This window comes from Peribacillus sp. YIM B13482 (genome assembly GCF_042787975.1).
GTDB lineage: Bacteria > Bacillota > Bacilli > Bacillales > DSM-1321 > Peribacillus > Peribacillus simplex_A.
This window is the reverse complement of record NZ_JBHZPF010000041.1, coordinates 26,982-47,186: the sequence shown is the minus strand read 5'-3', so window position 1 is coordinate 47,186 and position 20,205 is coordinate 26,982. Positions and strand designations below refer to the sequence as shown.

Annotated in this window: 18 protein-coding genes and 1 pseudogene; 2 read left to right on the top strand and 17 right to left on the bottom strand. The window is 39.9% G+C overall.

Annotated features, from left to right (window positions below):
* Window positions 1–131: 131 nt before the first annotated feature.
* The 9 genes from ACFX4L_RS18085 to ACFX4L_RS18045 all read right to left on the bottom strand — a co-directional run bounded on the left by ACFX4L_RS18085 (window position 132) and on the right by ACFX4L_RS18045 (window position 10,246).
* Entirely contained in the window at window positions 132–410 is a 279-nt protein-coding gene (locus ACFX4L_RS18085) for a site-specific integrase (RefSeq protein ID WP_377384420.1), read from the bottom strand.
* 638 nt (window positions 411–1,048) lie between these two features.
* On the bottom strand, window positions 1,049–1,396 hold the full coding sequence (locus ACFX4L_RS18080) for a hypothetical protein (protein WP_377384339.1): 348 nt from the start codon (window positions 1,394–1,396) through the stop codon (window positions 1,049–1,051).
* A 967-nt stretch (window positions 1,397–2,363) separates the two neighbouring features.
* Window positions 2,364–2,504 carry a hypothetical protein gene (locus ACFX4L_RS18075; protein WP_377384341.1) on the bottom strand — a complete coding sequence of 47 codons (141 nt, stop codon included), beginning with the start codon at window positions 2,502–2,504 and terminating at the stop codon, window positions 2,364–2,366.
* A gap of 67 nt (window positions 2,505–2,571) precedes the next feature.
* Window positions 2,572–4,458, bottom strand: a complete 1,887-nt coding sequence (locus tag ACFX4L_RS18070; protein WP_377405805.1) for a sigma-54-dependent Fis family transcriptional regulator — start codon at window positions 4,456–4,458, stop codon at window positions 2,572–2,574.
* 222 nt (window positions 4,459–4,680) lie between these two features.
* A complete protein-coding gene (locus ACFX4L_RS18065) occupies window positions 4,681–5,457 on the bottom strand; it encodes an acetoin reductase (RefSeq protein ID WP_377405803.1) in 777 nt (258 codons plus the stop codon).
* A 31-nt stretch (window positions 5,458–5,488) separates the two neighbouring features.
* The gene (lpdA, locus tag ACFX4L_RS18060; protein WP_377405801.1) at window positions 5,489–6,871 is read right to left on the bottom strand and encodes a dihydrolipoyl dehydrogenase; all 1,383 of its coding nucleotides are present in this window, start codon (window positions 6,869–6,871) and stop codon (window positions 5,489–5,491) included.
* A 17-nt stretch (window positions 6,872–6,888) separates the two neighbouring features.
* Window positions 6,889–8,109, bottom strand: a complete 1,221-nt coding sequence (locus ACFX4L_RS18055) for a dihydrolipoamide acetyltransferase family protein (RefSeq protein WP_377405799.1) — start codon at window positions 8,107–8,109, stop codon at window positions 6,889–6,891.
* 87 nt (window positions 8,110–8,196) lie between these two features.
* Window positions 8,197–9,231: an alpha-ketoacid dehydrogenase subunit beta gene (locus ACFX4L_RS18050; RefSeq protein ID WP_377405797.1), complete on the bottom strand. Its 1,035-nt coding sequence runs from the start codon at window positions 9,229–9,231 to the stop codon at window positions 8,197–8,199.
* A gap of 22 nt (window positions 9,232–9,253) precedes the next feature.
* Window positions 9,254–10,246, bottom strand: coding sequence for a thiamine pyrophosphate-dependent dehydrogenase E1 component subunit alpha (locus ACFX4L_RS18045; RefSeq protein WP_377384351.1), 993 nt, complete (start codon window positions 10,244–10,246; stop codon window positions 9,254–9,256).
* Window positions 10,247–10,534: 288 nt separating this feature from the next.
* Between ACFX4L_RS18045 and ACFX4L_RS18040 the strand changes: the two are divergent.
* Window positions 10,535–10,702, top strand: a pseudogene (locus ACFX4L_RS18040) (IS6 family transposase); the annotation flags it as partial.
* Between the two features lie 229 nt (window positions 10,703–10,931).
* Here ACFX4L_RS18040 and sdaAA read toward each other — a convergent pair.
* Together sdaAA and sdaAB are read right to left on the bottom strand one after the other, a co-directional pair.
* Window positions 10,932–11,807: an L-serine ammonia-lyase, iron-sulfur-dependent, subunit alpha gene (sdaAA, locus tag ACFX4L_RS18035; RefSeq protein WP_061463202.1), complete on the bottom strand. Its 876-nt coding sequence runs from the start codon at window positions 11,805–11,807 to the stop codon at window positions 10,932–10,934.
* Window positions 11,808–11,841: 34 nt separating this feature from the next.
* Window positions 11,842–12,504 carry an L-serine ammonia-lyase, iron-sulfur-dependent subunit beta gene (gene sdaAB / locus ACFX4L_RS18030; protein ID WP_377384353.1) on the bottom strand — a complete coding sequence of 221 codons (663 nt, stop codon included), beginning with the start codon at window positions 12,502–12,504 and terminating at the stop codon, window positions 11,842–11,844.
* Between the two features lie 288 nt (window positions 12,505–12,792).
* On the opposite strand from sdaAB, the gene ACFX4L_RS18025 reads away from it, so the two are divergent.
* The gene (locus ACFX4L_RS18025) at window positions 12,793–13,047 is read left to right on the top strand and encodes a hypothetical protein (protein ID WP_377405795.1); all 255 of its coding nucleotides are present in this window, start codon (window positions 12,793–12,795) and stop codon (window positions 13,045–13,047) included.
* Between the two features lie 184 nt (window positions 13,048–13,231).
* Here the strand turns inward: ACFX4L_RS18025 and purU are convergent, their stop codons facing one another.
* The 6 genes from purU to gcvPA form a co-directional block, all read right to left on the bottom strand.
* Window positions 13,232–14,101: a formyltetrahydrofolate deformylase gene (gene purU, locus ACFX4L_RS18020; RefSeq protein WP_317777450.1), complete on the bottom strand. Its 870-nt coding sequence runs from the start codon at window positions 14,099–14,101 to the stop codon at window positions 13,232–13,234.
* Window positions 14,102–14,422: 321 nt separating this feature from the next.
* Window positions 14,423–15,820 carry a dihydrolipoyl dehydrogenase gene (lpdA, locus tag ACFX4L_RS18015; protein ID WP_377384359.1) on the bottom strand — a complete coding sequence of 466 codons (1,398 nt, stop codon included), beginning with the start codon at window positions 15,818–15,820 and terminating at the stop codon, window positions 14,423–14,425.
* A gap of 115 nt (window positions 15,821–15,935) precedes the next feature.
* Window positions 15,936–16,247, bottom strand: a complete 312-nt coding sequence (locus ACFX4L_RS18010; protein WP_377384361.1) for an iron-sulfur cluster biosynthesis family protein — start codon at window positions 16,245–16,247, stop codon at window positions 15,936–15,938.
* 38 nt (window positions 16,248–16,285) lie between these two features.
* On the bottom strand, window positions 16,286–17,164 hold the full coding sequence (gene lipA / locus ACFX4L_RS18005; protein WP_377405793.1) for a lipoyl synthase: 879 nt from the start codon (window positions 17,162–17,164) through the stop codon (window positions 16,286–16,288).
* Window positions 17,165–17,374: 210 nt separating this feature from the next.
* Window positions 17,375–18,859 (bottom strand): aminomethyl-transferring glycine dehydrogenase subunit GcvPB, encoded by a 1,485-nt coding sequence (gcvPB, locus tag ACFX4L_RS18000; protein ID WP_377405791.1) that lies wholly within the window; start codon window positions 18,857–18,859, stop codon window positions 17,375–17,377.
* Window positions 18,852–20,204: an aminomethyl-transferring glycine dehydrogenase subunit GcvPA gene (gcvPA, locus tag ACFX4L_RS17995; protein WP_089362214.1), complete on the bottom strand. Its 1,353-nt coding sequence runs from the start codon at window positions 20,202–20,204 to the stop codon at window positions 18,852–18,854. The genes gcvPB and gcvPA overlap by 8 nt, the downstream gene beginning before the upstream one ends.
* Between the last annotated feature and the right edge of the window lies 1 nt (window position 20,205).

Here is a 20,205-nt window from a genome sequence, read left to right as displayed (position 1 = left end):
AGGAGGCTCACCGCCCGCCCCGCGGAAAGCGAGCATCTGGAGGGGAAATCAACCACAACTCACTACCTGGTAAATAGAACAAAGTATGTGAAAACAGCCTTAGGTAAATAATTTGTGAAGCTCCTGTAAGGTCATATATTTAGGTAATTTCTTATCTGATTTAGGTAATTTTCTTTTAAACAATATTCACTAAATGATTTTAAGCACGAAATACGGCGTTGTAGCGTTCTCGGCTTAATACTATGATTGATGACCTGATTTTGTACAAAACGACGCACACTATACGATGTGAGTTCAGCTAAGTCCAATGATCGGTCGTTAGCTGTTAAAAACTCACCATAAAGTTTTAAATCGAATGCATAACTAGCTAAGGTGTTCACAGAATAATTTTTCTCAACTTCTAAGTATATGAGATAATCATCCGAAGCTTGAACTTAATTAATAATTATCAGACCTACTGGGAATTATTCATTCCAACCCAAGGAAGTATGTTCGAAACCATTAATTATGAGACCTAGCCGACTTATAGAAAGATCCCCGAGTGTTATTAGAAGTAGCATTGAATATTATAGTCAACTTGAGCCACGTTAGGGGACAATAATGAATCTTATGAGAACTTGAAGGCGTGACCATTTGGTACTATTATGTTTGTTTCTAGTTTACATAATATATATTATAGGAAGTTGTGTTTTAATTGTTATTTTTATCTCACATCTTAAGAATACTTAACTTAGTGAGACGAATATTGAATATTAGATTCTAATAATCCAATATTCATCTTATTCTAATTACTAATTAAATTTAGCAAAAAAAATTTAATTGACTGTCGTTATATTATCTAATTTAAAAAGATCTTTAATCTTTATTAAAAATTGACGGTTTATAATGAATTAAATTAATTATATTCAATGTCATTTAATTGGCTATTTTTTAGTTGTTCCTTATAATTTTCTGTTAATTGCATATATAATGTGATTTTTTAGCGAAGAATTATTTTATAGTCGTGATTTACTCCATTAAAGCACTTTAGTTAGCATTTACCTACTAGTCAATTCACTCTCAGGATATCTAAATGCTTCGTTGTAGAAATTACATCTATTTTCTGCTGACCCTTTGTGTAAAAAACGGAAGCGCCTTCTCTTTCTCCCTTTTTCCATCCATTCGCTTTAAGGGCTAATTCATAACCATATGGTATGCCGTTTTCTTCCGACGCCCTTGACCACTCATAATTTTTCCCGTGTTCATTTTCCATTACAAGCTTAGCATTTTTAGGTACAGGGACCTCATATAAACCTTCTGTAGTTTCGTATAGTGATAAATTAATGAAATAATAAATTATTCCCCCACCTATCAAAAGCGCAGCTATAGCTAGTGTCCAACCAATCTTTTTCTTCATTTTGCTTATCCTTCCTTTCATAGACCTTATTTAAGGCGAGACAATACGAATCAATATCTACATATTCTCTGCAAACGGTACATTTTCCTGTATAACCATCCTGCCTCTTCTTGTTTTATTATATTGATATATAAATATAATGGATAAATGAGAAAAATTACGGGGTTACATTTCGATTAAATTATATAAATATAATTTAATTTTACGACGAATCTCTCCAATGTACCGCTTTCCTACCAAAAATAATCATAGGGTCGTCTATGCACATGATTCCCTCCAGTCGTTAAAATAAAAGAATTAGCCATTAAATATCGAATCCGTTCTGTTATTAATAAGATTACATACAGCTTTAATTCCATACTTACTCAAATGGAATTTATATCGTTTATTTCCGTTACGATTAATTTCATTTTTTTATTTAGGATAAAGTTCAGCAGCTTAAAGAGCATAGTAAGATTAATATGACAGTCTTGATTCATTAACTTAATAAGTTCTAGCACATTTATCTTGGTAAAATGATAATTGGTAGCTATTTTAAACTGTGCACCATTTATTTTTAAGTGAGTGAATATATATTACAATTGGTCTTTACTTGCCTAAATATTAGCCTGCATACAACGGATTAATACATAGCTAGCTCAGTTACATAACCAGGACCTCCTTATTTAAGTAAATAGCCAGGTTATTGGCATAATTAATATATTCCCTTTTATTTATGGACCAGTAAAGTTACTGAGAAGCTTTTAAAGTGAATTTGCACGACATTTAATGCTTTTTAGGAGTCTCTATATAAATGTTATGTTTTACATTAAGGTAGTGAAGATTGTTGGTAGATCCTTCACATTCATTACTTCAATTACGTAGCTGTATGTCGTTAGAAGCCTAAGAACAATATACATCAGAAAAAAATGGAACATGGAATCACTTGTGATCTCATGTTCCATTTTGAAATATGGGAAATTCATGTTCAAATGGATTTGATCCGGCTTTGGATGAATTCAAACGAGATTGTTGCTTCTTGGACGATTTGTTTTAAAAATTCTTTGACGGCCATTACTTTTTTTATCAGTCCCACTTTCAAGTTTGTCCTCTTCTTTACCGACGGCATTAATTGACCACTTTCAATTTTCACGGATTTCCCTTAATCCTTTCTTACATAATGTACATTGCCCTGTCTATAAACCATACTTATGGAGCCGCTTGTAAAATGTACTTCTTGGTATATCCATAAACTTTGCTGCAGCGGTGACATTTCCTCTTGATCTTTGTAATGCCTCTAACATTAGATCCCGTTGGATTTTTTCACGGATCGTCAGTTCATTCCCCTTGATGCATTTTTTACCGCCTTCCTTCAATGAAGGGATATCATCATGCCGGGCACTGGGCAGTGAATGCATGGAATTCAACACTTGAATATAATCCAGAGGTCCTTCCGCGAGTAAGATGGTCAATCGCTGGAGTACATTCTGTAGCTCCCTTATATTGCCTGGCCAATTGTAATCCTTTAATCGCTTCATTAACTCTTCCGTTAATGGAATATTCCAATCATTCTTTAAACACAAGTAGTTGACTAGATAAGGAATGTCTTCGATTCTTTCCCTTAAGGAGGGTACATGAATGGGGTAAACGTTCAATCGATAATATAAATCTTGACGAAAGGACCCATCATTGACAAGCTCTTCAAGATTACGGTGTGTTGCAGTGATAATGCGAATATCCAATGAAATGCTTTTGGTACCACCGATCGGAACGATTTTTCTTTCCTGAAGTAAACGCAGTAAGGCAACTTGCATAGCTAGTGGGATTTCACCAATTTCATCAAGAAAAATGGTCCCTCCATTCGCCTGCTCGAACTTCCCTTTGTGCCCTTGCCGTTTAGCCCCTGTAAATGCACCATCAACATAACCGAATAGTTCACTCTCCATTAAATCTTTAGGGATGGCACCGCAATTTATAGTGATGAACGGTCCATTTTTTCGAGAGCCATTTTCATGGATAGCCATGGCAATAAGCTCTTTTCCGACCCCAGTTTCACCAAATATGCACACATTAGCTTCTGTCGGTGCAACAAGCTTCATTTTCTGCAATGTGTTTTGAAAGGATTCGCTAATCCCGCTTTCTCCCTTGAAGTCAAACACTTCAGATGGCATTGAAGCAGGAAAAAGCCTATTGATTTTATGACCATGATTTTCAGATAAGAGTAAATACTTACCGGAAATCCTATTATCTTCTTTAGATAGAAGCAAGTTTTCCTTAACGATTCGATAGCCATGATTTAATAGATCGGCCAATGCCATGCCAATGGATTGAGGGATTTTTTTGCGAACCAGTTTGCTGGCGGATATGATCATTTCTTTATGATTACAAACGATAAAGAAACGATCTGGATAGGTTTCTGCAAGTTCTATTGAGTGCTGGATCAGTTCCAGCTCCTTTTTATAGGAACGCACTCCCATTTCCTGTTCGATCGTATACGCTAAATTGGCTACCATCCCCAGCATGGAAGGATGGGAATATTCTACTGGACACGATATATCCAAAACGCCTAATATCTTCCCGTCTTCATTTAAAATGGGCATAGCAGAGCAACTCCATTTATGTGAAGCAATGGAATAGTGTTCAGTACCTTGGATCATGACGGCTTCACCCGTTTTCAAAGCTGTTCCAATTGCGTTCGTTCCTACCTCACCCTCCGTCCAGCGTACACCCTCCACAAAATTTATTTTGCCTGCCTCATTGAGGATTTTCTCGTTTCCGGAAAGTGATAGGACATATCCATCGGGATCGACTAATAAAGCCATCATTCCCGATTCTTTTATAGATTGATTCATCCTTGATAATTGGGGTGATGCCAATTCTAATAGGAATGAGTTTTTTTCCTTTTGAATGTCCAATAATTCACTTGTCAATATGTGCTTGCCTTTATTAAGGTACGGGTTGACTTGATCTTTTTTGCAACGATGCCAAGATTCCATTATTCGCTTGTTCAGACGATTTGAATCTAGAACACCTTCACTGATAAAGCGTTCCCATGTACGTAGATAACAACTAGTGGACAGCATATAATCCTCCTCTAATCATTTGGTTTGAACCTTCAAAAATGAAAATACACTTAGTAAATCTAGCGGAAAAATACCATGGAGTTATAAATAAGGATGTTAATCGAGGTCCATTTAATTATAGTAGATTATGTATCCGCTTACAATATATTGATTGAGTTTACTAAAAAAGCTTCATGTGATTATTCACATGAAGCTTCTCTATCGATCCTTATATTTGCTAGCTTATGAAAAAAGGACACCCCCATCAATCATGATGGATTGACCTGTCATATAATCAGAATCAGGTGAAGCAAGATATGATACGAACTTGGCAACATCTTCTGGGGTTTCGGAGCGTCCTAAGGCTATGGAATCAGTAAACTTTTTGAATGTTTCCCCTTTTTCAAGATTCATATAATGCCCCATTTTTTCATCGATTAAATCCCACATTTGCGTCCCGACAATTCCTGGACAGTATGCATTCACCGTGATGCCATACTGGGCCAATTCCTGTGCTGCCGCTTGTGTAAGGCCTCTCACGGCAAATTTTGTGGCTGAGTATGTACCAAGCAAGCTAAAGCCTTTAAAACTGGCAATGCTGGCAGCACTAATAATTTTCCCGCCTTCTTGCTTTTTCATTTGTTCAGCAGCGGCTTGCAGGCAATAAAGGACACCATTGACATTTATCTTGAAAATCTGTTCAAGGTCTGTTTGAGTTACTTCCAATAACGGCTTTATTTGAGCAATTCCTGCATTTGAAACCATTACATCCAGTTGTCCAAAACGTTCCACCACTTGATCAACCATTTCGAATACTTCCCGTCTATTGCTTACATCTGCTTTAATGGCAAAGCTTTCACGTCCAAGTTCCCTAATCTCATTTACGACCGATTTTGCCGTTTCCAGATTGACGTCGTTAATCACCACATTCAATCCATCTTGAGCTAATCTTAAAGCAATGGCACGTCCGATACCACGTCCTGCACCAGTGACTACCGCCGTTCGATGACCGCTAGCCATACAAAATCCCCCTTATGTTACATGAATAGTTTTAAGAATGTACTGCTTGACCTACAACATTTAAAAGAGCTTCATGGATGGATTCCGACAAGGTTGGATGCGCCGCCACTAAATCTTCCATCATTTCTGCCGTTATTTCCGCATGCAGCATGATTGTTCCTTGACCGATCAATTCCGTTGCATGTTGACCAACGATGGAAAAGCCTAAAATCTCATTATATTGAGGGTTTACAAGGACTTTGATCTTTCCTGCCGGTTTATTGGAAATGGCGGCTTTCCCATTTGCTGAAAAAGCAAACTCCCCAACATTAATCCCTCCATATTTTTTACGCGCTTCTCTTTCCGTCAAGCCTACACTGGCAATCTCCGGGGAGGTGTAAATGCAGCGAGGGATTGCCCGGTAATTAACTTGTGTAAATTGACCACAGGCATTCAGAGCCGCCACCCGCCCTTCATGAAAAGCAACATGGGCAAGTTGTATACCCCCGATCACATCACCACAGGCATAAATTGAGGGATTGCTTGTTTGCATTCGATCATTCACCGAGATGCCAATTCGGGAAAAATCAATACCGTTTCCCTCTAGGTTCATCCCGTGTACTCTTGGTTTTCTCCCTATTGATACGAGTACGTAATCAGCATGAAAATCTTCCAATTCCCCATTGCTTTTCTCCAAAAACACCGTCTTACTAGTTGAATTGATATTTTTTACAGATGTGGAGGTATGGACTGTCACGCCTTGGCTTTTCAATTCTTTATGCAAGATGCTCGAGATATCATCATCTTCCTCTGGAAGCAGCTTTTCCCCCATCTCGATAACTGTTACCTTGGTGCCCATCCTACTATAAATACTGGCAAATTCACATCCGATGACTCCGCCTCCGATAATTAGTAACGAAGCTGGAATAGCAGGAAGTGACATGGCTTGACCACTGTGGATGATCCATTCTCCATCAAACGGCGCAAAAGGTAATGGAATCGGTTCAGACCCAGTTGAAATGATGACCTTACTAGCTTCAATCTCTTCATTCTTATTTCCGTTCTCGATCCTCAGACGATGGCTCGAAAGGATTGACGCTCTTCCCTGAATGACTTTTATTTTATTCTTTTTCATTAAATATTGAATGCCATTCAACAGTTTAGACACGACATCTTTTTTACGTTCCTGAACGGTTTCCCAATCGACTTCAATGGAATTGGGGGAGAGCCGAATTCCCATTTGGCCAGCATTTTTCACCAATTCATACGTATCGGCACTTTCCAATAGTGACTTCGTTGGCATGCACCCTTCGTTTAAACAGGTTCCACCTAATGGCCCATCGACTACCAATATGACCTCCTTATCCTGCTGGGCAGCAGTGATTGCCGCTACATACCCAGCAGGACCTCCGCCTATAATGGCTATACGATTCAAGTGCTTTCCCTCCCTTTCTATAAAATCACGGTGATCGGCTCTTCTAAATACCTTTTTAGTGTTTGTAAAAAGGCAGAAGCAGGTGCTCCGTCAAGTACACGGTGATCAAAAGTTAAACTGAGTGGTAAGATTGTTCTTCTTTCCAATTCATCGCCAATATAAAGCGGGGTATCGTAAGCAGATCCAATCCCAAGTATCCCTGTTTCCGGTGTATTCAGAATCGGTGTAAAGTGCTCAACTCCGTATGCCCCCAGGTTACTGATGGTAAAAGTTGACCCTTGCATGTCTTTACTAGGCAATTGACCGTCACGTGCACGCCTAGCCAGTTCCTTACCCTTTTTCGATAAATGTCTTATGGTACAACTTTCGGCGTTTCTTATGACCGGAACAACAAGCCCCTTCTCCAAGGCCACTGCTAATCCAAGATGTATATGCTCATACAAATGGATATTATCTTCAATATAAGCACTATTCATTTTAGGATGCTCTTTTAGTGCAAGTACGACAGTTTTGGCAACAAAGTCCGTTATCGTCAGTTTAGTTGATTCATGTCTTTGTAGGATTTCATTGGCTTGTTTTTGCAGTATGACTAAATCGGTGACATCAACCTTCATCGTGAGAGTTAATTGGGCACTGTTTTGCAAGCTCTCCTTCATACGCTTGGCAATGATTTTCCTCATTCCTGACACTGGAATTTGCTGTGGACTTTCTAAAGGATGTTGGGGGTCCACTATTCTTTCTTCTTTATTTACTGACTTGGAATCCCTTTTCTCCATTTCTTTCTGTACATCATCTTTAGTGATTCTTCCGCCTGGTCCTGTACCTTGTATCTTCTCAATATCAAGATTGGCTGCCTGTGCCATTTTTCGTGCAATTGGGGTGATCAATAATCGGGCCCCCTGTGGCAAAATGGGTGACTCTTTGGTTTTCGGCTTTTCTTGTTCATCAATTTCCAAATCGATTTTTTCAGCAACAGGTTCTTTGATCATAATTTTTTCGTTCGGATTGCCAATGTGACAGATAACGGTTCCTGGGGGTACACCTTGTCCTTCTTGAACAGCTATGTTCAGAATGGTACCTTCCGTTGGAGATTCGATATCCATTTCTATTTTCTCCGAATTGATGCTGGCTATTGCTTCACCTTTTTCGACCGAATCCCCAACCTCCTTACTCCATAACGAAACAGTGCCTTCTTTCATTGCCATGCCCAATTTTGGCATTACCACTTCGACCGCCATATCTTTTTTCTCCCTTCAGATTGGTTTCTGTGTCCATTATTGGTTTGCTTGCTCCGGCTTAAAAAGCTGGAGCATCATACTATTGAATTACACCCCCAGAATGGATGGCTCCCCCAATAACTCCGAAACGACCTGTATCACTTTTTCCGATGTTGGAAGGTAAATATCTTCTAGCGGAGGAGAAAAAGGTACAGGTGTATGTGGAGCTGTAATCTTTTTTATTGGCGCATCGAGCGTGTCAAATCCCTTATCCGCAACCAATGCGGCAATATCCGTTGCCATGCTGCATCTAGGATTCGCTTCATCCATCACGATCAAACGATTTGTTTTTGCCACAGAGGAGAGGATCGATTCTTCATCCAGCGGTGACAAGCTCCTTGGATCTACAATCTCAATTTCAATTCCTTTCGCTGCAAGTTTTTCAGCAGTCTCCATTGCCGTGTGAACTTGTTTACCGATGGCAACGACCGTCAAATCCGAGCCATTCCTTTTAATTTCGGCTTTGCCGATCGGGATTGTATAATAGCCTTCTGGGACCTCCCCTACCATGTTATATAGCGTTTTATCTTCAAAAAATATGACTGGATCATTATCTTCAATGGCTGATAGCAAGAGCCCTTTTGCATCATATGGGGAAGATGGAACGACCACCTTTAATCCAGGAATGCTTGTAAACAAGGCATAAAGGCTTTGTGAATGCTGAGCTGCAGCCCTGAATCCTGCACCATGCATCGTACGGATCGTCACAGGAACTTGTGCTTTCCCCCCAAACATATAACGGAACTTAGCACCTTGATTCAATACTTCATCTAAACAGCTGCCAATGAAATCGTTGAACATTAACTCGGCAATCGGTCGTAAACCTGTTGAAGCGGCTGCCATTGCCGCTCCCATATAACCTGCTTCTGCAATGGGTGTATCGAGGATCCTGTCCCGGCCAAACTCTTGAACCAATCCCTTTGTGACACCTAAAACGCCACCCCATGCTTCGTCATCCTGCAGATGATCAACTTCAGCACCGCCCGCTACATCCTCTCCCATAAGGATGACATTTTCATCTTTTCTCATTGCAATGGCCATTGCTTCATTTATCGCTTGTGACATACTGATTTTTCTACTCATCTAAAATTCCTCCTTTTTTGGTTTAATAGGATACATACACATCTTTTAATAAATCGGATTCATCTGGATACGGGCTTTCTTCACTGAACTTTACTGCCTCTTTAATAGATTCCTCAACGGCACTCTCAAGAGAAACCAATTCTTTTTCCCCCAGCAAATTCTGATTCAGTAAGTAATTCCGAAACAGGGCAATCGCATCTTTCTCTTGTTTATGCTCCTTTTTGTCTAGTTCATTTTTATATTTCTGTGCATCTCCCTCGAAGTGTCCATAATTACGATAAGTAACGCATTCGATTAATGAGGGTCCTTCTCCCCTGCGAGCTCTCTGAACGGCTTCTTCAGCAGCCTTATACACAGCCATTACATCTTTCCCATCCACCCGGGCACCTGGGATATTGTAGCTAATCGCACGATCGGCTATCGTTTTACAGCTAGAAGCATAGTTGAAAGGCGTTGCTTCCCCATACCCATTATTTTCAGCGATGAATATAACGGGTAACTTCCAGATTGCCGCCAGATTTATGCCTTCATGGAATGTCCCATGATTATTGGCACCATCACCAAAAAAACAAACACTAACATGATCAGTCTTTTTATATTTGGCCGTCAATGCTGCACCGCATGCGAGCGGAAAGCCTCCACCGACTATCCCGTTCGCGCCTAACATCCCCTTATCGAGATCGGCAATATGCATGGAACCGCCTTTTCCTTTACAAAGCCCTGTCACTTTCCCATAGATTTCAGCCATCATTCCGTTTAGGTCGCATTCTTTTGCAATACAGTGGCCATGCCCCCTATGAGTGCTTGTAATGCTGTCTTTATCGGATAGGTGTGCACATACTCCTACAGCTACCGCTTCTTCCCCGGCATACAAATGGACAAACCCTGGTAAAATCCCCTTTGCAAATGATTCATGAACCTGGTCTTCAAATTTTCTTATTTCCAGCATTTTTTTGTACATCCAATAAGCTTTGTCTTGTGATAACTTCATTTCATTCTTTTGAACCGTTTCCATATTTCAGCCCCCAATCATTAATAATGAGTCAATGATCTATATTGCAAATAGTGTGCCAAAATGGAAGTTCGGTAAATTAGGACTTTTTCTATTTTCAGTCGAAACAAAACGAGACAAAATGAGATTGTTGTCTCGTTTTGTCTCGTTTTTTAAAAATATATTATCCCAATTCACTTACCACTGAAGTGAAAAGATGGTTTGAATGTGGAAGCAGTCTTTTAAGGAACAAGCTCTTTATGCACCATTTACTTAGATGCTCGTACTTACTTATGGGGCAAGTTAGTTAAAGTGGAACAAAATCTTCGTTTTATTAAGAAGCGCGTGCGTTCTATGTTGGGTTTCAAACAGTAACCTCTATATTGAGTAGTCTGAGGCCATGCATATGATAAAAAAGGGACAAATTTAATCAGTGTCCAAAACCAGAAAAAGTTCATCCACCAAGTAATACGATTTTGATCGGATTCCGTCATCAAGGTTTGAAAATCAAAGGGTTTCAATCCTACAATGCGAGTCCTCTGAAACCTGAAGGCTCCGTAACTGAAGCTAGGGTTCACGTTATATCCCTGATTAGTCATGAACAGGGTTCAATTTTGTACCTAGAGGTGACTTTGTTATTTCTCCAATGTATTGCAATACAGAGAACTTTTGAGGACAAGGATTTCATAACTGAGCTTAAGGTGTAGGTTTATTTATATGAACCGAAAATTTCCTTTGCCAATCTACGCCCAGTCGGAGTCGCAGCTAGGCCGCCCTCTGCCGTTTCACGAAGTGCAACTGGCATGGTCAATCCTATTTTATACATGGCGTCGATAACTTCGTCACATGGAATGCGGCTCGTAATGCCTGCAAGTGCCATATCAGCTGCCGTTATCGCGTTGGAAGCACCCATTGCGTTTCGTTTCACGCAAGGAACTTCGACCAATCCAGCAACTGGATCACAAACCAGTCCAAGCATATTTTTCAATGTGATCGCCATCGCTTCTGCGGCTTGGCTCGGTGTACCGCCTGCAAGTTCAACTATCGCAGCTGCCGCCATTCCACTTGCCGAGCCCACTTCTGCTTGGCAGCCACCAGCTGCTCCAGAAATGGAAGCGTTGTTTGCAACCACGAATCCAAAGGCAGCGGAAGTGAAAAGAAAATCAATCATCTCAGCTCGGGTTGGGTGTAATTTTTCTTTCACGGCAAATAACGTACCGGGAACTACTCCAGCAGAACCGGCAGTTGGAGTTGCACATATCACTCCCATTGCTGCATTGACTTCGTTCGTCGCAACGGCTTTACTGACGGCATCCAGTAGCAAGTTGCCCCCGAGTGCCTTGCCTGTTTTAATATAATTTTGCAAAAGAACGGCATCCCCGCCGGTTAGACCTGTAACGGATTGCACACCTTTAAGACCTCTTTCCACCGCTTGCTCCATCACTGTCAAATTCCTGTCCATCTTTTCAATGACCTGTTCTCTCGACAGGCTTGAGAACTCCATTTCTTGTAAAATCATGATTTCCGCAATTTTTACATTTTTACTTTCAGCAAGTTCAACCAACTCTGTTACATTTCGGAACATGTTTTTACCTCCATATCTGTGCCCACACTTTTAATCATTCAACCATCCTTATGACTTGCGACACGTTTTCCAAACTTTCAATTTCCTTCATGACATCGCTCTTGATTTTCTGATCGACTTCAATCACCATGAGAGCCATTTGACCTTTTTCTTTACGTGAAACTTCCATATGCCCAATGTTAATTTCATGATTGGCTAAAACCGTTGAAACGGAAGATATAATTCCATAAACATCGTTATGTACCACTAAAATAGCTGGGTTTTCACCTGACAATTTTAGCTTGAACGTATTCAACTCTGTTATTTCTATCGTTCCGCCGCCTATCGAGATCCCAACAAGTTCTAATTCTTTACTTTCGTCGAACAGTCTGATTTTGACTGTATTAGGATGATCCATCACCGTATCCTCAATTGTAAAGGAAACTTCCATACCGGCTTCTTCCGCTATCGTCAATGAAGTGGGGATTCGTTCATCATCCGTATCGAAATCCAATATCCCGCCTACGACAGCAACATCCGTACCGTGTCCCCTGTATGTTTTTGCAAAAGAACCATATAAAGAAATGATGGCTTTCTTCGGTTGCTTTTCGAATAATGTCCGTGCTACTCTGCCGATTCTGGCAGCTCCTGCTGTATGTGAACTAGAAGGTCCAATCATGACGGGACCGATTATATCGAATGCAGATCTATATTTCATCGTGTAATGCCCCTTTTCTGGGAAAAGATTTGTTTAACCGCCTTCATTATGCCGCTTTATGTTCTAATTCGCCGTTATTTGTGAAATGGTCCTAATCTTTTAATTCTGAACACGATTAAGCAAAGGAAACCAACCGCAGCTCCCACAACTGAACATAGCCCAGATGTGATCGTCGCCTTTACAGGATAATGGAAGCCACACATAACTTCCAACCCTGCGATTGGTATGGCCCGTCCCGGTTACATGTTCAAAAAGTATGGAAAAAGCTCTACAAGACGAGAACTTCCCTTGAGCAAGTCAATGCTTAAAAAGAGTTCTTTTAACTATAATAATTTCAGTTATCGAACAGACGAAAAAGGTAAAGTACATGTTGATTTTACGATGCTTATTTATATTTATAATGCTCAGAAATTAGCAGTGAATCGCCTCAATCAACAAATGCACAAAATGAATCAAGCTGTTTTTCGTTTAAGTAAACGTGGCAAAACTTTTATGGAATTGATTTCAATTATAATAGAGATTGAGATGTGGGTATTAATATAGGAATAGGTATAAATAGTAATGATGTCCCGTTGAGATATGACAAAATACTACCAAGCACGAGTATTTTGTCTGCTCTAATAGAATAGTAGAGAAAAATCTTTAAAAATATTGGAAAATAATAAGTTCCTCAATTATCTTTAAAATTAAAGTTTATCTCCTATCATTGAACATCATAATATTGTATTTAATCAAACACGATTGTTTTATTACCATGAATAATAACTCTATCTTCAATATGCCAAGAAACAGCTTGGGCAAGAACCTGTCTTTCCACATGACTTCCGGTAACCTTTAATTCTTCGATTGTATGTCTATGATTAACGCGCTTTACATCTTGCTGAATAATGGGTCCTTCATCAAGATCATTCGTAACATAATGAGCAGTTGCTCCAATTAACTTAACACCACGGTTATAGGCCCTCGCATAAGGATTTGCACCGACAAACGCCGGTAAGAAAGAATGATGGATGTTAATAATTTGATTTGGGAACTCCGATACAAATGTAGGGGAAAGAATTTGCATATATCTAGCCAAGGCAATAAAGTCTGCTTTCCCTTTCAATAGATCGAGTGCTTTCTGTTCTGCTTGTTGCTTCGTTTCATTAGCTAAAGGAATATGATAATAAGGGATGCCATAACTTTCTACTATTTTTTTTAAATCAGGATGATTACTGATCACCATCGGAATTTCCACTGGAAGTTCATTCGATTTCCAACGCCATATAAGCTCCATAAGACAGTGATCCATTTTGGATACAAAGATAGCCATTCGTTTTCTTTTATTATTACCGCTTAAGTTCCATTCCATCGCATAAGCCTGGGCCAGCACATGTAAGTCCTCTTCAAGTTTTGCATAGGAAGCATCAAAGTCGTTTAAATCAAATTCGATCCTCATAAAAAACATACCTGCTTGTGGATCCGTCGTATGTTGGTCAAAATGAACAACATTTGCTCTGCTTTCTAATAAAAGGTTAGATACAGCTGAGATAATACCTGGTTTCTCTGGACAAGATATTAATAATTTAGCACGGTTAACATTTACTTCTTTATACAATGGTCTCTCACCATCCTTTAGATTTGTAATTAAAATATGTAAAAACTTTCGAATTCAGAAGGGGTGGCTAAACTCTACCGCTATAGGTGTCCGAACAAAACCGTTACTACAATTTCATTTCTAGCAATCTTGAACTACGGTGAGAGGGGCGATAGACCTTAAAATTTTTTTACTGACAGACGCTTCCGCTTCCGTGATTTAACATCCCCGGTTTTCATAGTGAAACTACTTGATACTTAATATCGAACTTCTCCCACCTATCATATGGCTCGCCTCCCCTTAAGGAAGAAGTATTCAACTCTTCTTTTAATATTTTTATATCTATGAGTGTATTTCCTTACCATATACAGCTAGGGCAGCTTCCCCAATTGCTTCCGCTAATGTAGGGTGAGGGTGTATCGTATGCGCAATATCCATAGCTGTTGCATTTAATACTCGTGCAAGACCAACTTCTGAAATCATATCGGTTACATGTGGCCCAACCATATGCGCTCCTAACAACTTACTAGACTCTTGTTCAACAACGAGTTTGACAAAACCGTCTGATTCACCAAAAACAAGAGCCTTTCCAATCGCACGGAAGGTGAATTTTCCTGTTTTTACTTGATATCCTTTCTCCTTCGCATCCTCTTCTGTTAAGCCTACACTAGCTACCTCTGGGTTACTATATATGCATTTTGAAACAAGAGTTTGATCAAGTGGCACAGGGTTTTCTCCTGCCATATGTTCAATTGCGATGATCCCTTCATGTGAAGCAACATGGGCGAGCTGTAATCCTCCAATCACATCTCCAATTGCATAAATGTTTGGCTCATTCGTTTGATAATACTCATTTGTTTGAATAACACTCTCGACTTCAACTTTGGTATTTTCAAGGTGAATGCCTTCTATGTTTGCTAATCTTCCGACAGATACTAATAATTTTTCTGCTGAAAATGTCGTGTCTTTCCCTTTATATTCCGCCTTTATAGAGACACCGTCACCTTTTTCTAACGATTCTGGAAGTACCTTTGCCCCTGTTACGATTTTCACACCTTTTTTCTTCATTAGTCGCTGTACTTCCTTTGAAATATCTTTATCTTCTGTCGGTAAAATGCGCTCGGCATACTCAATCACAGTCACTTCTATTCCAAAGTCAATAAGCATCGAAGCCCATTCTATTCCAATAACACCGCCGCCGACAATAATGATGGAATTTGGGAGCTCTTTCATTTGTAGCGCTTCATCCGATGTCATCACATATTCGCTATCTGCTTCTAAGCCGGGTAATGTCCTTGGACGAGATCCTGTAGCTATTAAAATATGTCGAGGGTTTAATATTGTTTCCCGTTCATCATTAATCAGTCTCACTAAAACATCTTTTGACTGTAAAATACTGCCTTTCCCTTCAAACACATCTATTTTCCCTTTTTTCATTAAATGTTGTACACCTTTAAATAAGCGTTCTGTTATTTCTTCTTTTCTGGCCTGTACTTTTGAGAAGTCCAGTCCAACTTCCGGTGCAATAACACCAAATTTATCTGCATTTTTTGCATTTGAATATACCTCTGCACTTCTTAATAATGCTTTACTTGGAATACAACCTGCATGAAGGCATGTTCCACCAAGTTTTCCTTGTTCAACGACCGCCGTTTTTAATCCTAATTGAGACGCACGAATGGCCGCAACATATCCACCGGTGCCGCCACCGATGATAACAACGTCATATTTTTGATTCACCTAATACTTCCTCCTTTGGTTTTCATAACCACAGATAGATATATGGATAGTGTAAGAAAACAACTAACTTATTAAACACGATCTATTCTATTAATAGGTAAACGATTACGATACTTTAATTTATTTCAATGGCACATGCATTGGATGCAAAGCTTTTTCCAACAATAAAGCCACTATCTTCTATATAATCAATTTGTGTTTCTTCATTTAAATAGCGTTTTGTAAAATGATCTAATCTAAGCTGAAGTCCCTCAAATTCAATAATTACATCGTTTCGGCGGGGTTCATCCAATAAGAGGGAGAACTTCACCGACAGCCCGCAGCCGCCGGCAATATCAGCGTCAATGCGAGGAATTTGGGCACCCTTACATGTCATTTCCTTCAGTTTATTCATGGCTGCCTCTGTTATTTTTATTTTGACTATCATCTGATTCTCCCCTTTCTTAATGGTTTATTGAAAAATGATTACGCATTAACCTTAGTTGCACGAACTTGTTCATCTGCATGATAGGAGGAGCGAACAAGCGGACCGGCTTCGCAATGACTAAACCCTTTTGACATGGCAATGTTTTTCAGTTCTTCAAACTCTTCTGGGCTCCAATATTTTTCGACCTTCAAATGTCGTTTAGTCGGCTGCAAATATTGACCAATAGTCATAATGTCCACATCATTTGCACGAAGATCATCCATTGTTTCCATAATTTCTTCTTTTGTTTCTCCTAGACCAATCATGATGCTTGATTTCGTCGGGATAGTGGAATTCATTTGCTTTGCCCGCCTTAAAAACTCTAGTGAACGTTCGTATGTTGCACGTGCACGAACTCTGGGAGATAAGCGTTTTACTGTTTCAATGTTGTGATTCAAAATATCTGGCCTTGCATCCATTAATATTTTTAAGTTGTCATATTCCCCATTCAGATCGGAGGGGAGAACTTCAATGCTGCAAAATGGATTTTGCCGCCTCACTGCCTTTACAGTTTCTGCAAATACTTCTGCTCCGCCGTCTTTTAAATCATCACGAGCAACAGCGGTAATCACCACATGCTTTAAGTTCATTTGCTTTACTGATTCTGCGACACGTTCGGGCTCTTCCCAATCAAGCTCTGATGGTAGCCCTGTTTGAACTGCACAGAATCTGCAAGCCCGAGTACATACACTTCCTAAAATCATGAAAGTTGCCGTTTTTCGTACCGCCCAGCATTCATGAATATTAGGACATCTTGCTTCTTCACAAACAGTATGAAGTTTTTTTTCACGCATCATTTTCTTTAAGCCTGTATATTGTTCATTCGTATTTAATTTAATTTTAAGCCATTCTGGTTTACGAAGATCAGTGATGGACATTTTATTTCTCACTCCTATGAGCAGATGTAATTTTAGCTTTAAATAGGTTGGTCAATAGGGCTAATAAAAAGGCCGATTGAGTTTCTCCATTGCTCTGTCTTTTTAGTTCTCAATATCCTTTTTAAACACGCTTATGAAACCACCTAGAATGAAATATTGAGATTCTTTTCTTTATAATCCATCCTTGGTGGTCCATGTTCAATCATTCATTTATGACGTTACCGTTGCTTCCTCTACTACTTCCTCTTTGGAATAACGCAAGATTGGTTGTCTAGCTGCTTGGACCTCATCCAATCGCCCAATCACCGTAGTATGTGGTGCGTCTAAAACAACCCCAGGGTTATCTTCTACTTCTTTGGCAATTTGAATCATTACATCCGCAAATGCATCGAGTGTTTCTTTCGACTCTGTTTCTGTCGGTTCAATCATCAAACATTCCTCTACATTTAACGGGAAATAGATGGTCGGCGGATGGTAGCCGAAATCTAGCAGACGTTTTGCCATATCAAGTGTTCTTACACCCAGCTTTTTCTGCCTGGATCCGGATAGGACAAATTCATGCTTGCAAATTTGTGAATATGGCGCTTCAAAGTATGGCTCTAATCTTTTACGAAGGTAATTAGCATGAAGCACGGCACTTTCTGATACTTGGCGCAGCCCTTCTGGACCCATCGTGCGAATATACGTATACGCCCGCAAGAGAATTCCGAAGTTTCCATAATACCCTTTTACCCTTCCGATAGAGTGCGGATAATTAGCGTTCAGCACATATTTATCACCTTCTTTTTCTATGCGAGGCACTGGTAAGTAAGGAATAAGTTTCTCTTTCACACCGACAGGACCTGCCCCTGGGCCGCCACCTCCATGAGGCGTAGTAAATGTTTTGTGCAGATTTAAGTGCACGATGTCAAAGCCCATTTGACCTGGTGTTGTTTTACCTAAAATGGCATTGGCATTCGCTCCGTCATAGTATAATAGGCCCCCTGCTTCATGAACAACCTGAGCAATTTCAACAATTTCTTTTTCAAAAAGTCCAAGGGTATTCGGATTTGTCAACATTAGCGCAGCTGTATCAGATCCCACATGTTTCTTTAATTCTTCTAGGTCAACTAATCCATTTTTATCGGATGGAATCGTGATCGTTTGAAAACCAGCAACACTTGCACTTGCTGGATTTGTACCGTGCGCTGAGTCTGGAACAAGTACTTTCGTTCTGGTTTCACCTTTTTGAGCATGATACGCCTTAACCATCATTAAACCTGTCCATTCCCCTTGAGCCCCTGCGGATGGCTGTAATGTTACAGCATCCATTCCTGTAATGACGGCTAGCTCTTCCTGTAATTCATATAAAACTTCTAATGCACCTTGTACTGTTTCAACGGGCTGATATGGATGAATGCGGCTAAAGCCTTCCAACCGTGCCACATCTTCATTTATTTTCGGATTGTACTTCATCGTACAAGAACCCAGTGGATAGAATCCATTATCGATTCCATGGTTTTTATTTGAGAGCGCTGTGTAGTGGCGGACAAGCTGCAACTCTGATACTTCTGGCAGCTCAGCCGGTTCGTCACGAATTAAATGCTTTGGAAATTTTTCATTTATATCAACATAGTCAACGTCACTATCCGGTATACTTGATCCTACCCGTCCTGGACGACTTATTTCAAAAATTAACTCATTATATTCAACCATTTACAATCGCCTCCAAAGCATCAACAAATTGGTCAATTTCTTCTTTTGTTCGCTGCTCAGTCACAGCTAGCAGCATTTTATTTTCAAAACCGTAATCACTTTCTAAATCAAATCCACCGATAATACCCGCCTTAAGAAGTTTTGCATTGACTTCCTTTACCGGACGAGGAAGCTCGACAACAAACTCATTGAAGAATGGTGCCTCATTGATTATGGTAAAGCCCTTCTGCTCTAGAGTTTTCGCCATGTAATCAGCTTTCTCAATGTTTAGCTGTGCCATTTGACGAATCCCTTGCTTACCAAGTGATGTCATACAAATAGAAGAGGCAAGAGCATTTAATGCCTGGTTGGAACAAATATTGGATAAGGCTTTATCACGGCGAATATGCTGTTCACGTGCTTGAAGTGTTAACACGAATCCACGCTGTCCTTTTTCATCTGCTGTTTGGCCTACAATGCGTCCTGGGATTTTGCGCATGAGTTTTTTATTTACCGCAAAATAGCCGCAGTGCGGACCGCCAAAGGACATTGGGATTCCTAATGGCTGCATATCACCGATTACAATATCTGCCCCAAGCTTCCCAGGAGCCTGCAAGAGTGCTAGTGCAAGAGGATTGGCGCTTACGATTAAAAGGGCACCATGTTCTTTCGCAATTTTCTTAATTGCTTTTATATCCTCAATGGAACCGAAGAAATTCGGATATTGAACAATTACGGCAGCAGTGTCCTTATCTATTTGTTCTTGCAGCTTCCCTAAATCTGTAACCTCATCAGCTAGGTTTACTTCCTCAGCTGTATATCCCGGGCCTCCTGCTACTGTATGTAAAATTGCCCTGGATTCAGGATGTACCGCTTTGGATACAAGAACTTTCGAACGTCTTGTAGATGCAACAGCAAGTGATGCAGCTTCTGCAAGCGATGTAAAACCATCGTACATGGAAGAATTAGCCACATCCATACCTGTCAACTCACAAACCATCGTTTGAAATTCAAAAATTGCTTGTAATTCACCTTGACTGATTTCCGGTTGGTAAGGTGTATAGGCTGTGTAAAATTCGGAGCGTGAAATCATATGGTTTACCACACTTGGAATGTAATGATCATATGTACCCGCACCTAGGAAAGTCGGATAATGATTCGCATTTTTGTTTTTGATAGCAAGCTGGTTCATTCTTTTCACAAGCAGAGGTTCAGGAACCGCCTTTGGGATGTTTAGCTCACCCTGCAATCTGATTTCAGCTGGAATATCTTCAAATAACTCATCTATCGAAGAAATATTTAAAAATGTGAGCATCTCGTCTTGGTCTTGTTTCGTATCAGGAAGGTATCTATAAGTGGCTGCCATA

Excerpts from the sequence above, each read along its gene's own strand:
- gcvPB (WP_377405791.1), bottom strand. The coding sequence starts at position 18,859 with ATGGTTGAATATAATGAGTTAATTTTTGAAATAAGTCGTCCAGGACGG.
- gcvPA (WP_089362214.1), bottom strand. The coding sequence starts at position 20,204 with ATGGCAGCCACTTATAGATACCTTCCTGATACGAAACAAGACCAAGAC.
- ACFX4L_RS18075 (WP_377384341.1), bottom strand. The coding sequence starts at position 2,504 with ATGCCGTCGGTAAAGAAGAGGACAAACTTGAAAGTGGGACTGATAAAA.
- ACFX4L_RS18010 (WP_377384361.1), bottom strand. The coding sequence starts at position 16,247 with ATGATAGTCAAAATAAAAATAACAGAGGCAGCCATGAATAAACTGAAG.
- sdaAB (WP_377384353.1), bottom strand. The coding sequence starts at position 12,504 with ATGAAATATAGATCTGCATTCGATATAATCGGTCCCGTCATGATTGGA.
- ACFX4L_RS18055 (WP_377405799.1), bottom strand. The coding sequence starts at position 8,109 with ATGGCGGTCGAAGTGGTAATGCCAAAATTGGGCATGGCAATGAAAGAA.
- lipA (WP_377405793.1), bottom strand. The coding sequence starts at position 17,164 with ATGTCCATCACTGATCTTCGTAAACCAGAATGGCTTAAAATTAAATTA.
- ACFX4L_RS18065 (WP_377405803.1), bottom strand. The coding sequence starts at position 5,457 with ATGGCTAGCGGTCATCGAACGGCGGTAGTCACTGGTGCAGGACGTGGT.
- sdaAA (WP_061463202.1), bottom strand. The coding sequence starts at position 11,807 with ATGTTCCGAAATGTAACAGAGTTGGTTGAACTTGCTGAAAGTAAAAAT.
- ACFX4L_RS18070 (WP_377405805.1), bottom strand. The coding sequence starts at position 4,458 with ATGCTGTCCACTAGTTGTTATCTACGTACATGGGAACGCTTTATCAGT.
- ACFX4L_RS18080 (WP_377384339.1), bottom strand. The coding sequence starts at position 1,396 with ATGAAGAAAAAGATTGGTTGGACACTAGCTATAGCTGCGCTTTTGATA.
- ACFX4L_RS18050 (WP_377405797.1), bottom strand. The coding sequence starts at position 9,231 with ATGAGTAGAAAAATCAGTATGTCACAAGCGATAAATGAAGCAATGGCC.
- ACFX4L_RS18045 (WP_377384351.1), bottom strand. The coding sequence starts at position 10,246 with ATGGAAACGGTTCAAAAGAATGAAATGAAGTTATCACAAGACAAAGCT.